The sequence below is a fragment of the Shewanella salipaludis genome (assembly GCF_012911865.1).
In the GTDB taxonomy this organism is placed as follows: Bacteria; Pseudomonadota; Gammaproteobacteria; order Enterobacterales; family Shewanellaceae; genus Shewanella; species Shewanella salipaludis.
Genome location: NZ_JAAXYH010000012.1, coordinates 58,929 through 74,087 on the forward strand (window position 1 = coordinate 58,929; position 15,159 = coordinate 74,087).

The following is a 15,159-nucleotide window of genomic DNA, read 5'->3' on the forward strand; positions in this document are numbered from 1 at the left end:
ACACTTAGTGTTGCATAATCAAGTTATTACCTCTTTTGCTGCCGCTCCCTATGACTATCTCTCTCTTGGACATGCTGTCTTTCCTGTGTTTCATCTGTTGCTGGTCCGGCTATACCGCCTTCGCCCGCCGCAAGGCCAAGACCACGGCCTGCATCGCCCGCAGCCTGCATCAGCATAGGATACATTGGATGTACCAGCTGATGACCCGGGAAATGCGCGTCGGTGAGGCGGCGCTGCTTGCCAATTTGGAACGCAACATCGCCTTCTTCGCCAGCACCACCTTGCTGGTGCTGGCCGGGGTGCTGACCCTGTTCGCCCAAGTGGAAAAGCTGGAGAGCGTGATCGCCTCAGTGCCCTTCTCCGCCCTGAATCACCCCCTGGTACAGGTCAAGCTCGGGCTGCTGGCCGGGATCTTCGTGCTGGCCTTCTTCCAATTCACCTGGTCGATGCGCCAGTATGGCTTCCTCAACGTCATGATAGGCGCGGCACCGGTCGACAAGTCCGGCACGGATGAGAATTTACGCGGCTACGCCAGGCAGATGGCGATAGTGCAAGATCAGGCGGCACATACCTACAACTATGGCCTGCGTTCCTATTACTTCTCCATGGCGGCCCTATGCTGGTTCTTCCACCCGCTGCTGTTTATCGGCGCCAGCCTGTTCATCGTCTATACCTTGTATCGACGCGAATTCAAGTCCAGGGCGGTTATCGCCATCACCGCAGGACAGGCACACTTGGAAGCGGAGCAGCAGAGCCGAAAATAAACTGCAAAACCGATGGCGAGTCTCGCCTCATCGGCTGCCGGACAGGTACACCTGGAAGCGGAGCAGCAGAGCCGCGGCAACTGAACCAAGTTAATATTCATGACAGATAAGCCTTAACAGCAAAGCCGATGGCGAGTCTCGCCTCATCGGCTGCCGAACAGGCACACCTGGAGGCGGAGCAGCACAACAGCCGAAAATAAACTGCAAAACCGATGGCGAGTCTCGTTTAATGCAGGTTCAACTCAGACGGCGATACAGGCTCTGATAGTAGGCATTGCTCGCGAGCAACGTCTCGTGATTGCCGGAGGCGGCGATCTTGCCCTGCTGCAACAAATGGATCTCATCCATCTGCGCCATGGCTGTGAGCCTGTGGCTTATCAGCAGCAGCGTCTTGTCCCTGGCGAAGGCAAACAGGAGGGCGAGGATCTCCCGCTCTGTCTGTTTATCCAGCCCCTCGGTCGGCTCGTCGAGCAGCAAGAGCGGCGCATCCCGCAGCAAGGCACGGGCCACGCCTATGCGGCGCCGCTCCCCACCCGAGAGCTGACGCCCCCCCTCGCCTATCCAGGCATCCAGCGGCGCCTTGCCCTCGAGCAAGCTGCCCAAGCCCACCCAGTGCAACACTTTCATCAGGCGTTCGTCGTTCGCCTTAACGTCGGTCGTATCGCCTTCATGCCCGGGCAATGCCAGGGCGAGGTTGTCCCTCAGGCTGCCGCTGAATAGGTGGATCCGCTGGCTCACCAGGGACATGGACTGGCGCAGGGCCCGCTCGCCGTAGGCCTCTATCGGCCTGTCATCCAGCCGGATACCGCCGGCCTGGGGTTGCCACTGACGGCTGATCAATGCCAGCAGGCTCGACTTGCCGCAACCGGTCGGCCCGAGCAGCGCCACCTTGGTGCCGGGTTCGAGCCTCAGCGACAGTCCCTCGAGCACAGGCTCCCCGGGCGCATAACCGAAATAGATATCATCCAGCGCCAGGCGCCCCGTCTGCGCCGGCCCCCGGCCCCCCGAGTCTGTCTCCTCGGCGAAGCGGATCGCCGGCGTCTGCTCGGTCAACGCCAGGATACGGCCGGCCGACTGGACACAGGCCGACAACTGTGAGAAGGCCCCGGCGATGGGCTGCAACATTTCGGCGCAGGCCATGGTGACCAACACCATGAGCCCCAACAGGGGGCCGGGTGGATGCCTGTCGCCGATACCCGCGGCCGCCAGATATAACACCAGCAACAGCGCGGCGCCATTGACCAGCACCAGCAGTGCCTGGCTCAGGGCCGTCACTCTGGCCATGGCCGTTTGACTACCAAACAGCGCCCGCTCGGCGGCGTCCAGGCGTGCCAGGAAGCCGCCATTGGCGCCAAATAGCGTCAACTCGGCCTGGCCCTGCAGATACTCCAGCAGCAGTACCCGCAACCTGCGCTTGTTGTCGACCGTGTCCCGACCTGCCCTGTCGCCCAGGCGATAGAAGAGCAGCGGCAACAGCAACCAGGCTGCCAACAGCAGGCCACAGAGCACCAGTGCCAGCGCAGCGTCGAAGTTCGCCAGGAATAGGTACAACCCAAGGGTCATCAACAGCGAGGCCAGCATGGGGGTCAGGAGCCGCAGATAGAGGTGATCCAGAGTGTCTATGTCGGCCAGCAAGAGGTTGAGCAGTTCGCCGCGCCTCAGCCCCTGCAGATTGGCGGCGCTCAGGGGCATCAGCCTCTGCCAGACCCATATCCGCAGCCGGGTCAGCAGCCTGAAGGTGGCTTCATGGGTCGCCAGCCGCTCGCCGTAGCGGCTCAGGGTGCGGCCGATGGAGAAGAATCTCACGCCGGCCGCCGGGGTAAAGAAGTTGAATGCCTGGGCCGTGGCCAGACTCAGGCCGGCCACGGCGGTGGCCGACAGAAACCAGCCGGAAAGGGATAAGAGGCCTATGCCAGCCGCCAGGGTGAATAGGCTGAGCAACATGCCCAGCAAGAGGATCTGCCACTGGCGCTTGAACAGGCGCAGGAAAGGCCAGAGAAGGCTCATGACTCGGCCCCCCGACCGGCGGCCCGAGCATCGGTCGCCAGATCGCTCTCTATGTTAGTCTCCGGCTCCAGGTCATCCAGGTCATCTAGGTCATCTAAGTCATCTAGGTCATCTAGGTCATCTAAGTCGAGCAGTTCATCCTGCTCGGTCAACATGTCGCGAAATACCCCGGGGGCAGTGGCCAAGGCGTCGAAGTCGCCCTCCTGCACCAGTTGCCCCCCGGCGAGCACCAAGATCTTATCCATCTGCGCCAGGTGCTCCAGCCTGTGAGTCACCATGATGCAAGCCTTGCCCCGCATGGCCTCATCCAGCGCGGCGAGCACCAGCCGCTCGCTATGGCTGTCCAGGCTGGCGCTGGGCTCATCGAGCAGAAATAGCCCAGCCCCCTGGCCCAGGGCCCTGGCCAGGGCGATGCGCTGGGCCTGGCCGACAGACAGGCCGCCCGCCTCTTCGGCTATCCTATGCGCCAGGCCCATGGGACTGGCGGCGACAAAATCGGCGATATTGGCCTGGGCCAGCAGCTCATGGATGCGCTCATCCGTCATCTCCGGCCTGCCGAGGGCGACATTGTCGCGCACTGTGCCATGAAACAGCTGGGGCTCCTGCCCCAACCAGGCGATGCGACGCCGCCATTGGGCCAAATCCAGACGATTCAACTCGACGCCGTTGATTTGCAAACTGCCGCTGTAGGGCAGGAACCCCAGCAAGGCATTGAGCAGACTGGTCTTGCCGGCGCCGCTCGGCCCCACCAACGCCAGGTGCTGCCCCGGCATTAGGCTGAAACTCAGCGGCCCCAGCAGGCATAGGCCGTCCAGGGTATGGACTCTCAAGCCGGTGGCGCGGATGGTGATGTCATCGCCAAACATGGGCTCACCGGCATAGGGCTCGCCGGCGGCAGCGGCGTTTGGGGTTGAAGTTGTGTCCGGCGGCTGTTGCAACAGCGCCATCAGGGCCTCGGCGGCGCCTATGGCCTGGGCCTTGGCGTGATAGTGAGTGCCGAGATCCCGCAGCGGCTGATAAAACTCGGGTGCCAGCAAGAGGATAAACATCCCGGTCAACAGGCTGATCTTGATGTCGTAATGGCCGAAATCCAGGTTCCCCAAGTAGCTGAAACCTAAGTAGACAGCCAATACTGCGATAGACACGGCGGCGAAAAACTCCAGCACCGCCGAACTGAGGAAGGCCAGCTTGAGCACTGACATGGTACGGCCGCGAAACTCCTCACTGGCATCGGCTATCTGTTTGAGTTCGGCATCGGCGCGGTAGAAGAGCTTCAGGGTGCTCAGCCCCCTGAGCCTATCCAGAAAGTGACCGCTGAGTCGGGACAGGGCCCTGACGTTGTTGCGATTGGCCTCGGCGGCCCCCATGCCGACCAAGATCATGAACAGCGGGATCAGCGGCGCCGTCGTCAGCAAGACCAGCCCGGCGGCCCAGTTAAGGGGAAATACGGCGACCAGTATGATGAGGGGGATGCAGCCCGCCAGGGCGACTTGCGGCAGGTACCTGGCGTAGAAATCCTGCAGGTTTTCCACCTGCTCCAACACTATGCTGGCCCAGGCACCCGCGGGTTTGCCTTGAATGAATGCCGGCCCCAATACGCTGAGGCGCGCCAGCACGGCGCCGCGTATCTGTTTTCGCAGCCTTACCCCGGCATTGAAGCTGGTCCGCTCGCGGCCATAGGCCAGCGCCGCCCGCACAGCCGTCAGCGCCAGCAGGCCGACGAACTGGGCATCGAAATCGCTCCTGGGACGCTCGAGCATGATGATGCCGTCGAGCACTGTGGCTATCAGGTACGCCTGTGCCACCATGGCGGCGCCCGACAACAGGCCGCACAGGAGCGTCAGCTTGAGATAGGGGCCACAGGCATGGCGCTGGGACTTCAACCAGAGGCTGAGACGTTTCTCTAAGGGTTTATCCATGCAAATCCGGCATAAGGCAATAATAATGAAGAGCTTAGGCTAATAAGTCACCCGAGCGAATGCATGGCTCAGGATTGAGCCGCAGTATCTCAGGCATTCTTCCATGAGGAAACCCGGATGGGCGAATTTGTTAGCTGGACCACAAATAAGCCATAAACCCAGGACTCAACGCCGCTCGCCAATGCTGGGCTCACCGTATTTGACCAGCACATGCCATAGGAGCTTAAGCTCCTGGGCCACCAGCTCCCGGCTGCCCCTGTCACGCCACAGCTGCGGGTTGCGCTGCAGCGCCTGGGCCGCCAACCCCAGCGCCCTGGCATCCAGGTAATCATCCATGGCGACGCGGCGGGCGAGCGACGGCATAGCCGGGCCGCGGAAATCCGACGGGATCTGCGCCAGATGCAGCCTGAAGCCCCCATGCCAACATAAGTCTATCTCGTATTCGGCGGCGAGCCGTTGCAGCAGTTCGCCTATATCCGTGCCCTCGAAGGCGGGATCCGCCACCAAATAGTCGACGTCTTCCGCCAGAGACACTTCGCCGTGAACCTGCACTTCTATGTAGTGATCCAGATTGGCCGAGGCCCGTCCGCCGAAGCGGGCTGAGGGATCCAGGGATAATTGCCGGCTCAGGTGATGCACCAGCTGCGCCGGTTTGAAGTCGGCCCGTCCCAGGGCGTAATGCCGCTCGAAACTCTCGCTCAGCAGGGCGGCAAACACCTCATCGAACTGCTTCAGGGTGCCCCACTCCTTGGGATTGCGGTAAGAGTCCAGGTAACAGAAGCTGCTGCGTTGCAGCACCTCGGGACAAGTTAACAGATAACAGCTACCGAAACGCGGCGAGGGGCCATCGGGCCATAGCCCAAGATCCAGGGCGCCATACTTGGGTCTGAGTTTAGTCCCCTTGTAGGCCTGGCCGAACACTCGATTCTCCCAATGGTCCCTCGGGCCACCCAGCTCGGGCGACAGCTGGCCGTTGGAGATGTGGGTCTCGAACTGACTCTTGTAGAGGCCATCCTGCAACAGCCCGGCCGCCACACTCAAGCCGCGGCTGTCGAGTCTGTCGGGATGAAAGTGCAGTGCCACCCTGGCATTCTGGGGCAAACGCCGCTGTGCCAGCAGCATTTCCTGTGCCGGAATATTGGCCATCTGCTGCACATTCCTGATGATCACCTGTGCCTGCTCCCGTCGCTCCCGCGCCAGGCGCTCGACATGCTCCATTGCCGTCATACTCTCACCACGAGTCCAAGAAGGTTAACTACAAGATACTATAGTTAACCCATTACCACACATAAAGCCGATGCCGAAGGCGCCGCTCCCGGGTCCTAAATATGCGTATTCGATGGCGCTGTGCAGCCAGATCCTGTAAGCTGCACGCCCGCCAGCCGACCTGGCACAGTCCATCACATCAGCACTTAGTTGCAACAAGAGACCTATCTATGAGTTTTACCTCCCTGGGCTTATCGGCCCCGATATTAAAGGCCGTGGCCGAACAAGGCTATGACACTCCCTCACCCATTCAGGCCCAGGCGATTCCTGCCGTGCTCGAAGGTAAGGACGTGATGGCTGCGGCTCAAACAGGAACAGGTAAAACCGCCGGCTTCACCCTGCCATTGCTGGAATTGCTGAGCCGTGGCACCAAGGCCCAGGCGGGTCAGGTGCGCGCCCTGGTGCTGACGCCGACCCGCGAACTGGCGGCCCAGGTTGCCGAGAGCGTCGCCACCTATGGCAAGAACCTGCCACTGCGCTCCGCCGTGGTGTTCGGCGGCGTGCCCATCAACCCCCAGCTGGCCAAGTTACGTCACGGTGTCGATGTCCTGGTCGCGACCCCAGGGCGTTTGATGGACTTGTACAATCAAAAGGCGGTGAAGTTCAACCAGCTGGAAATTCTGGTGCTGGACGAAGCCGACCGCATGCTGGACATGGGCTTCATCCGCGATATCCGCAAGATCCTCGCCGTACTGCCCAAGGAGCGCCAGAATCTGATGTTCTCGGCCACCTTCTCAGATGAAATTCGCCAACTGGCCAAGGGCCTGGTGAATAACCCGGTCGAGATTTCGGTGACGCCGCGCAATGCCGCCGCCACCACGGTCAAGCAGTGGATCTGCCCTGTGGACAAGGGCCAAAAATCGGCGCTGCTGATCAAGTTGATTAAAGACAATGACTGGCAGCAAGTGCTGGTATTCTCGCGCACCAAGCACGGCGCCAACCGCTTGGCCAAGAACCTGGAGGAGGCCGGCATCAAGGCCGCCGCCATTCATGGCAACAAGAGCCAGACAGCCCGTACCAAGGCGCTGGCCGATTTCAAGAGCGGCGCTGTGCGTGTCATGGTGGCGACGGATATCGCCGCCCGTGGTTTAGATATCGATCAGTTGCCTCAGGTAGTCAACTTCGACCTGCCCAACGTGCCTGAGGATTATGTGCACCGTATCGGCCGTACCGGTCGTGCCGGCGCCTCGGGCCAGGCGGTATCCCTGGTGAGCGCCGAAGAAATCAAGCTGCTTAACGACATAGAAAGGTTGATCAACCGTCTGCTGGATCGTGAGCAGGTCGAAGGTTTCACGCCTGTGCACCCATTGCCTGAGTCACGCCTGACCCAGGGTGGCAAGGCCTCTCACGGCCGCAGAAACGCCAATGCCGGCCATAGAGATGGCCAGCGCAGCGGCGACGTCGCCCGCGGCCATAAGCCGAACGACAAGAACCCGCGTCATCAACGCTCGGCCCAGGGTGACAAAGACGCCGCCAAGCCGGCCCGGGCACCTCGTGCCAACGGTGATGGCCGCCGTCAAAACGACAGCCAACCACAAGGCAAGGCCGCCGCTCCCCATGCCCAAGGCCCCAAGCCGACCGGTGAGCGCAGATCGCACTCGGGCGGCAATCGCAGCCGTAATCCTCAGGGCTAATCCTCAGGCTTTAAACCCAGGCTTAAGCCACCAAAGCAACGCCCGAGACCATTTGGCCTCGGGCGTTGTTGTTTTTGTTCTCTGGCACTTCTCTCCCTGCTCACCGCCACCCGGCCATCGCCCGCCTCAGTGTGAACTATACTGAAGGCTTAACTTGTTCCCCCACCACCCGAGGTGAGCTATGAAGACCCGAGTCAGTATCTTAACCGCCAGCCTGTTACTCGGCATAGGTATCTGTGGCGCCTATGCCGGCGATCAGGCCATGCCCGACGATGCAACCAATGCCATGTTAGAAGATGCCCTGAGCGCGGCACCCGCCTCGCTCAGGGACAAGGTCACAGTCATGGATTGGGACCACAAGGTATTACAACAAGGCAGCAGCAATTACACCTGCTTGCCCACACCAGCCGGTATGGCAGGCAAATCCCCCATGTGCATGGATGGCCCCTGGATGGAATGGGCCGATGCCTGGATGAATAAGCAGCCTTTCCAGGCCAAAGCCATAGGCATCTCCTACATGATGGCCGGTGATCAGGGCGCCAGCAACATAGATCCCTATGCCTCGAAGGAGACGGCGGATAACCAATGGGTCAAGGAAGGGCCACACCTGATGATCATCACCCCGGACAAGATGTTGCTGGATAGCCTACCAACGGATCCCTTCAACGGTGGCCCCTACGTGATGTGGAAAGGCACCCCCTACGCCCATATCATGGTGCCGGTCGGCGGACATTAGTCGGCGAGGCCATGGAGCCAAAAAATAGCGGCAAAACGCCCGAACTTGTGGTTCGGGCGTTTTTTATAGCAGACTCTTTATTGCCAGATGCCCTCTTGGCTGCTGATCGCAGGTGCCTTATTCCCCTGAGCTGTGCTTACCTAGTGCTTCTCTGTACCTTGCTTCCCCCTGACCCAGTTTATCAGCCCGCCGGCCAATAAGATCTCGGCCTGGCGGCCTGATAATTGATGCCCCAGGGTCAAAGGCTCGCCATTGACCGAGACGCAGATCTCCTTGCCTTCGCTGATGGCGGCATGTATCCGGCTGAAATTGACTCTGTCACCCTGGTGCAGCCTGTCGGCATCCCCGACCCGCAAAAATGTCAGGGGTAAGATGCCGAAATTCACCAGGTTCTGCCAATGGATCCTGGCAAAACTCTTGGCGATCACCACCCTCAGGCCGAGATAGCGAGGCGCCAATGCCGCATGCTCCCGGCTCGAGCCCTGGCCATAGTTTTCACCTCCGACTATGATGTGGCCCGTCCGCTCCTTGACCTCGAACGCCCGCTTGACATAGTCGGCATCCAACTGGCCATAAACGAAGTCGGCAATCCTGGCTATGTTGGATCTATAGGGCAACACCTTGGCCCCGGCAGGGAGTATGGCATCCGTGGAGATGTCATCGCCCACCTTGAGCAGCACGGGCGCCTCAAAGCCATCCGCCAAGGGACCCAGTTCGGGCAGCGACTGAATGTTCGGCCCCTTGACCAGGGCCAGTCCCTCGGCCGATGCCGGTGGCGCCAGCAACACATCCAGCTCCAACAGCAGTTTCTGCGCCCGCCTGAGCTTGGGGTATTTAACCCCCAAGGTGCGGGGATCTGTGATCTTCCCCGTCAGGGCCGATGCCGCCGCAGTCTCAGGACTACAGAGAAAGACGCTGTCTTCCAGGGTACCCGAACGGCCGGGGAAATTACGCGGCGTGGTTCTCAGGGAGTTCCTGCCGGACGCAGGCGCCTGGCCCATGCCGATACAGCCATTGCAGCCGGCCTGGTGAATGCGGGCACCGGCGGCCACCAACGCCGCCAGGTGACCGCCGGCGATCAGTTGCTGCAACGTGTCCCGTGATGCCGGATTGATGTCGAAGGACACCCTCGGATGTACCCGCCGCCCCTTGACTATCTGAGCCGCGATCGCCAGATCGCGAAAACCCGGATTGGCCGACGAGCCTATATAGGCCTGGTAGATGTCTTCGCCTGCGATGTCGGCCACGGGCACCACATTCCCAGGGCTGGAGGGTTTGGCGATCAATGGCTCCAGGCTGGAGAGCGCTATGCTGTCCAGGGCATCATAGCGACAATCGGGATCGGCGCTCAGCGCACGGAAGTCGGCGAGGCGATCGTTTTCCTTTAAAAATGCCGCCACCGCGTCGTCGGCAGGAAACACACTGCTGGTGGCCCCCAGCTCGGCGCCCATGTTGGCTATCACATGCCGATCCATGGCCGACAGGCCTCTGAGCCCAGGGCCGTAATATTCCAGTATGTAACCGACCCCGCCCTTGACCCCATGGCGACGCAGCATCTCCAGGATCACGTCTTTGGCGCTGACCCAGTCGGGTAATTTTCCCGTCAACTTGATCCCCATGACCCTGGGCATTTGCAGGAAGAAGGGATGGCCAGCCATGGCCATGGCGACCTCCATGCCGCCGGCGCCTATGGCGAGCATCCCCAGGGCGCCGGCCGCCGGGGTATGGCTGTCGGCCCCCAGCAGCGTCTTGCCCGGCTTGCCGAACTTCTGCATATGCACAGGATGGCTGACCCCATTGCCCGGGCGGGAATACCAGATCCCGAACCTGTCGCAGGCGCTCTGCAGAAACAGGTGATCGTCGGGGTTCCTATGGTCTTCCTGGATCAGGTTATGGTCGACATATTGGGCCGACAACTCGGTCTTCACCCTCGACAGTTGCATCGCTTCCAGCTCCAGCATCACCAGGGTGCCAGTGGCATCCTGGGTCAGGGTCTGCTCTATGCCTATGGCGATCTCCTCGCCGGGGCGCATCTCACCTGCAACCAAGTGATCCCGGATGAGTTTTTGTGTCAGATTGAGTCCCATGCCAAAGCCCTCGCATGTTTGCCCCCGCGTTGCGGGCCATACTTTTACCTTAGACCAGCCGGGTAGAGTTTTCACTCAGCAGACCAAGGCGTTGGCCTGTGCGTTAGCGCGAGTCTGTGACCCCAGGTGCGCAAAGGATGCCAGGGCAATAACAAGGCGGTCATTGGGGATTGCAGCTTCGCAGTGCTGCCAGGGGTAGGGTCAAGCAACGCCCGGCTCTGGGAAAAGACTAGCAGCGGGATAACAGATGGGTTATTTGTTCTGTGCCGCCTCCAGTCTCTCGAGCCGCTGCTCGAGGCTGGAGAGACTGTCCTGTGGCAGTTGAGCCGGCGCCGTCAGTGGGCTGAAGGAAGGATGGCTATTCCACCAATCCATACCCATCTCTACCGCCTTATCCACGGAACAGATCACCAGTCGCAGTTCTATGGTGAGCAGCTCAACATCGACCAACTTGATCTTGATATCGCCGGTGACCACTATCCCCTTGTCCAATATCCGTTCCAGGAGATCCGCTACTGTCGTACTCTTGACCGAGTGGGTCATTGCGTGTTGTGTGCCTGTTGCCATGTCTGTTGCTCTCTAAAATAAGCGCCCCAGGGGGCCCAGGTCTAAATTAAGATCTTCGTCTTCGAGCCCGAACTCTGTGCGCAGACGTTCTATCTCCTGCGCCTGTTTCATCAAGGCCAACCCCAGGCGTTCGATCTGTTCATCGTTCAATGAACCTGCCTCCATACGTCGCAATGCCTGCCGCTCCAGCAGTTCATGCAACAGTTTTATCAGCGTCAATACCAGTCGCCCTAAACCATTCTTCAAATCCGTGGATTCCAGGTTTAATCCGCCGGCGGGCCGCTTCAGCCCCAGGCTCGAAATATCCGCATCATGGGAGGCTGATGAAGACGCAAGCTGTTCAGAGGTCATACTGCTGCTCCTTGTTCTGGGTATGCCATTGCTCTTTCGTCTCGACGCTGGTGAGCACCAGCCGCAATCCCAGGTAGAGCAGATCTATGTTGGCAACCGAGAGGGTAATTTCGCCATGGATCACTACCCCCTTGTTGAGAATGCGGTCAAGCGCATCGCAGAGGGATAAGCGCTCGAATTCCTGTGCCGTCAGTGGTGGGGGTTGCTTCACGTCTGCCATGGACTCTTCCCGTCGGGGTCTGGGTGGCTGCAATGATTGGGCTCATTCCACTTTATCTCTAACGCACTAGGCGTCTTCTTCGTCTTCTTCGTCTTCTTCGTCTTCTTCGTCTTCTTCGTCTTCTTCGTCGAGCAGATTGGCATCTTGCTGCAGTTGATCCAACCTATCGAGCAACTTTGTCTCGCGAACCTCAAACTCTTGTTCGGTTATTTCACCGCTTTCCAATCTTCGATAGAGATCGCTCAATTCGGCGGTAATACGTTCGGCCTCCCCCTCCAGCTCCTCGTGGGCCTGGCGGTGGATCTCCTTAAACAGCCATTTCATTCCTGTGTAGGGAGATAGCAACAGATCGTCCAAGATCAGCATTGGCTTCAGCTCCGGCCTGTGATGGCCTTAAGATCGAGATCCACAAAATTATGCGGCGCCCAAGGGCCGTTTAAATCTATGGTATAGCTGTCGTCGAATATGTCGGCCGCCTCGGCAATCTGCCGCTCAAATGCAGCCAGGTTATCGCGCCGCACCAGGCAGGCAAGGTTCAATACCACCTTTTCATTTTTCGGCGTATTACTGCAAATCGCATCGCAGCTGGGCAAAATAATCTGCTCCAGCCTTTCTCTGTGGGCCGACCTGGCTTCGTTCACGAGCTTATCGTACATGTGCCCCAAGTTTATCCGCTCGTCTCTGCCCGGTTTGCTGCCGGTGCCATAGACTTGATCCCTCTGGCGGCGCAATTCAGGATATTGCCTGACGAAGTACTCATAGATGTCGGGCACGTTCCAGCTCACCCTGAGTCCCATTTCCACCCTGTCCTGCAGCCGCTCCAGCTGCTCAACCAGTTGGTGTTTATATTGGGAAAGGAAACGCTGAATCGCGCGATCGCCCGCGGCTATGGTGCCGAAGCGAACGGGAAGCACTGTGGTCTGACTCATGAGCCGTTTGAGTATTTCACTGTGGGCCATGATGTTGCGCCTATCCGGCCTGAGTTGGGTCGAGGGCAGATCGCTTATCACGACACCTACGCCTTCTGCATTCAGGCTATAGATGGGGGCCTTGTTGATGCCAAACAAATCGTCCAGATCATCATCCAAAGCACCTGCGGTGACCGCATAGATGAGTTTGGCCTTGGTTTTATTTTTCCCGCCGGTTCTGACAGCCCTGTTGCTGATGGTCATAGCGATTCCTTGCTTTGTGTTTCAATCTCAATCCAGGGCAGCTTGCCGCCGCAGCATGCTCTCTATGCCATATAGGCTCAGACAATCCCCTGTTCCTCGGCAAGCTGTTTCTTCTGTACCGGACCGACACGCTTTACCAGACTATTTTCGATCTTCACCTCATGGACCTCACCACAGATCCAGCACTTCACAGGTCCCTCATAGTCTTGGTAGGCGTCGGTTAAGTCGAATAGATGACCGCAGGATATACAATTGATTCGGATTTTCATTTTGGGATCCCTCTCTGGTGTTGCTCTTTAAATCCATTCACGGCCCCAGCCTACCGCTTTGATGCCAGGGTCTACGCTGAAGTGTAGACGCAAAAATCAGCCCGGGTGAAACTTATTTCACCCGGCTTCAATAGCGCAATTTAAACCCCCGCTTGGGGCCTGAGGCGGCACTATTATTGGCGGCATCCACCTTGTCGGCACCCACTTCGGTTGCCGTCAACGCCTCTATGCCGCGGCGCAGCATGTCGATTTCAGCATCGATACTCTGTAGGCGGTGGTTGATGGTATTCATCCGCTCCAGTACATTGTCCCTTTCTTTCTGGCGCCTGAGTTTCTCCATCTCCAGAGTGCCGAGTTTCAGGTAAATCTGATACACCTTCTGCCCGGATACCCCACGGCCACTCAAGGTACGTATATCAACCAGCCCCTTGATGGTGGGCTTGCGCTTTGACATCGTCATCTTCTATACCTCCATTGTCAGCTTGCATCCCCTAGGCGGCGGGAGATTTCTTTTCCGCAGGACAGATTCTGGCGATCAGCTTTTCCAGCCGTTTGCTCAGCGTGACTTGACCCGCCGCAGATTCCTCAGTGCCATACATACACAACACGTCCAGACAAGCCCGGTGGAAGAAAGCATTACCGCGGCAAGCATGCTCTCCCTTGAGCGCCAGAATACGAGCTATGGCGATGGAGGCGCGTACCGTAGGTATACGCTTGTTATTTTTGAGCCGGCGAAAATCGGCGACGATATCGACAATACAGCCGGCCTCCTCCGGAGCTATCCCGGATTTTGCCACTGCCACCCGCACTTCCGTGTCCCTGTCCGGATAATCCAGTTTGATGGTGACCATGCGGTCGATCAGCGCATCTTGGGTGGCATGGGTGCCGGCGTATTCTTGTGGGTTGGAGGTGAAAATGGCTTTGAAGTTCGGATTCACCTCGAGGTACCCCTCACCCATGGCGCGCAGGCCTGGGAGGTTCAAGATGCCCTCTTCGAGGATACTGAGCAGCACATTGTTGGCTTCGGCGGTGGAACGATTGAATTCATCATAGATCAGCGTATCACCGTTGCGGCAGCAGGTTGTCAGGCGATTATCGACCCACAGGCTCTTCAGCTCTTCCTCTTCCCGCAACACGGAATGGATGAAATTATCCACCAGGCGATTTTTTCGATAACCCGACTCCTTGCCGATGAGATCTGAACTGCTGAATTCATGATTGCCATGGATCAGCATCACAGGCCGTCGCAGCTGTGCGGCTATGTGAAACGCCAGGGTGGTTTTTCCCGTGCCGGCGGGACCGGCAAAGTGAACCGGGCAGCCGGCGTTAAGATAAGCCAGCGCGCGTTCGGTGATTTCGCGAATGTAAGGCGTTTGCACGAACTCCTCGCTGGCCTCGGGATAGAGGTGATCGTCTCCTGAAGGTTCGCTCTTGATTGCCGTGACCAATGTACTCACTGTGTTGCTTCCCATAAGCTTGTCGCTCCTTGACACTCTGTGTCGCAATTGAGCAAAGCCGCGGCTGCCGGCTAAAGCGTCTTTTTCAACGGCCTGTCTCAACAGTCCGTCTCAACAGCCTGAGTCATAAATGAAACACAGCCTTTTCACCATAGGCCTCCATTGGAAACCTGTGACGAAAAGGCTACCCAGAATACACTCCCTATGCTGGCGCCGCCGCGCTGGCCGTCAGGCCGATGGCTTCGGCGTATTTCAAGTAAGTCTCAACGGATGCGACAACCACACGCGCCTCGATGGACAAGAGTTCAATGCCTACCAGAGATACTTTGATGAAGGCATCGACAACGATCCCTTTATCAAGAATACGATCAACAACTTCGGCAAGGCCCGATGAATCAGTCGATTTTTGAATGTTAGCCATTTCCAAATCTCCTTATGGAAAAGTGCGAATAGTCGATCACAGAGAAGTTAGTGATCGGCGTGTTACAAACATTTCTCAGAATGTCATACTGGTTATGCAACCGTTACGCCAAGAGAAAACCTGGCGCAAAAATAAAAATAACAAGCTGATTTAAAACGCTAAATAGACGGATTGAGCACGGGTGACAATCCGGAGGCAGGGCTAAGTGGCACCAGGAGTATGGCGTTGCCACCCTAGTATGGAATCCGTGCCTCATAGGGTAATACAGGCCGAATCTGTGGCTGCTCGA

16 protein-coding genes are annotated in these 15,159 nt (G+C 58.6%); 3 read left to right on the forward strand and 13 right to left on the reverse strand.

The features are described 5' to 3' along the window. Window positions 1-50: 50 nt before the first annotated feature. A complete protein-coding gene (locus tag HC757_RS14895; RefSeq protein WP_169565170.1) occupies window positions 51-764 on the forward strand; it encodes a DUF599 domain-containing protein in 714 nt (237 codons plus the stop codon). 237 nt (window positions 765-1,001) lie between these two features. Here HC757_RS14895 and cydC read toward each other — a convergent pair whose 3' ends face one another. The 3 genes from cydC to HC757_RS14910 form a co-directional block, all read right to left on the reverse strand. Next, window positions 1,002-2,771, reverse strand: coding sequence for a heme ABC transporter ATP-binding protein/permease CydC (cydC, locus tag HC757_RS14900; RefSeq protein WP_169565171.1), 1,770 nt, complete (start codon window positions 2,769-2,771; stop codon window positions 1,002-1,004). Next, window positions 2,768-4,690: a heme ABC transporter permease/ATP-binding protein CydD gene (gene cydD, locus HC757_RS14905; protein ID WP_169565172.1), complete on the reverse strand. Its 1,923-nt coding sequence runs from the start codon at window positions 4,688-4,690 to the stop codon at window positions 2,768-2,770. The genes cydC and cydD overlap by 4 nt, the downstream gene beginning before the upstream one ends. Window positions 4,691-4,855: 165 nt before the next feature. After that, entirely contained in the window at window positions 4,856-5,917 is a 1,062-nt protein-coding gene (locus HC757_RS14910; RefSeq protein WP_169565173.1) for a DUF3626 domain-containing protein, read from the reverse strand. A 209-nt stretch (window positions 5,918-6,126) separates the two neighbouring features. Here HC757_RS14910 and HC757_RS14915 point away from each other — a divergent pair, with 209 nt between their 5' ends. Next, window positions 6,127-7,590: a DEAD/DEAH box helicase gene (locus tag HC757_RS14915; RefSeq protein ID WP_169565174.1), complete on the forward strand. Its 1,464-nt coding sequence runs from the start codon at window positions 6,127-6,129 to the stop codon at window positions 7,588-7,590. A 181-nt stretch (window positions 7,591-7,771) separates the two neighbouring features. Continuing rightward, entirely contained in the window at window positions 7,772-8,326 is a 555-nt protein-coding gene (locus HC757_RS14920) for a hypothetical protein (protein WP_169565175.1), read from the forward strand. A 140-nt stretch (window positions 8,327-8,466) separates the two neighbouring features. Here HC757_RS14920 and HC757_RS14925 read toward each other — a convergent pair whose 3' ends face one another. The 10 genes from HC757_RS14925 to gvpA form a co-directional block, all read right to left on the reverse strand. After that, the gene (locus HC757_RS14925; protein WP_169565176.1) at window positions 8,467-10,413 is read right to left on the reverse strand and encodes an aconitate hydratase; all 1,947 of its coding nucleotides are present in this window, start codon (window positions 10,411-10,413) and stop codon (window positions 8,467-8,469) included. A 252-nt stretch (window positions 10,414-10,665) separates the two neighbouring features. Next, complete coding sequence (locus tag HC757_RS14930; RefSeq protein WP_169565177.1) at window positions 10,666-10,980, reverse strand: gas vesicle protein; 315 nt, start codon at window positions 10,978-10,980, stop codon at window positions 10,666-10,668. A gap of 12 nt (window positions 10,981-10,992) precedes the next feature. Continuing rightward, a complete protein-coding gene (locus HC757_RS14935) occupies window positions 10,993-11,331 on the reverse strand; it encodes a gas vesicle protein K (protein ID WP_169565178.1) in 339 nt (112 codons plus the stop codon). Then, window positions 11,321-11,551, reverse strand: coding sequence for a gas vesicle protein (locus HC757_RS14940; protein WP_169565179.1), 231 nt, complete (start codon window positions 11,549-11,551; stop codon window positions 11,321-11,323). Before HC757_RS14940 ends, HC757_RS14935 begins: the two co-directional genes overlap by 11 nt. Before the next feature lie 66 nt (window positions 11,552-11,617). Continuing rightward, on the reverse strand, window positions 11,618-11,917 hold the full coding sequence (locus HC757_RS14945) for a gas vesicle protein GvpG (protein ID WP_169565180.1): 300 nt from the start codon (window positions 11,915-11,917) through the stop codon (window positions 11,618-11,620). A 5-nt stretch (window positions 11,918-11,922) separates the two neighbouring features. Then, window positions 11,923-12,723 (reverse strand): GvpL/GvpF family gas vesicle protein, encoded by an 801-nt coding sequence (locus tag HC757_RS14950; RefSeq protein WP_169565181.1) that lies wholly within the window; start codon window positions 12,721-12,723, stop codon window positions 11,923-11,925. A 77-nt stretch (window positions 12,724-12,800) separates the two neighbouring features. Beyond that, entirely contained in the window at window positions 12,801-12,992 is a 192-nt protein-coding gene (locus tag HC757_RS14955; RefSeq protein WP_169565182.1) for a hypothetical protein, read from the reverse strand. Between the two features lie 127 nt (window positions 12,993-13,119). Then, a complete protein-coding gene (locus tag HC757_RS14960) occupies window positions 13,120-13,452 on the reverse strand; it encodes a hypothetical protein (RefSeq protein ID WP_169565183.1) in 333 nt (110 codons plus the stop codon). A gap of 31 nt (window positions 13,453-13,483) precedes the next feature. Beyond that, window positions 13,484-14,464 carry a gas vesicle protein GvpN gene (gvpN, locus tag HC757_RS14965; RefSeq protein ID WP_169565184.1) on the reverse strand — a complete coding sequence of 327 codons (981 nt, stop codon included), beginning with the start codon at window positions 14,462-14,464 and terminating at the stop codon, window positions 13,484-13,486. Between the two features lie 187 nt (window positions 14,465-14,651). Continuing rightward, window positions 14,652-14,870: a gas vesicle structural protein GvpA gene (gene gvpA / locus HC757_RS14970; RefSeq protein WP_169565185.1), complete on the reverse strand. Its 219-nt coding sequence runs from the start codon at window positions 14,868-14,870 to the stop codon at window positions 14,652-14,654. Window positions 14,871-15,159: the final 289 nt, after the last annotated feature.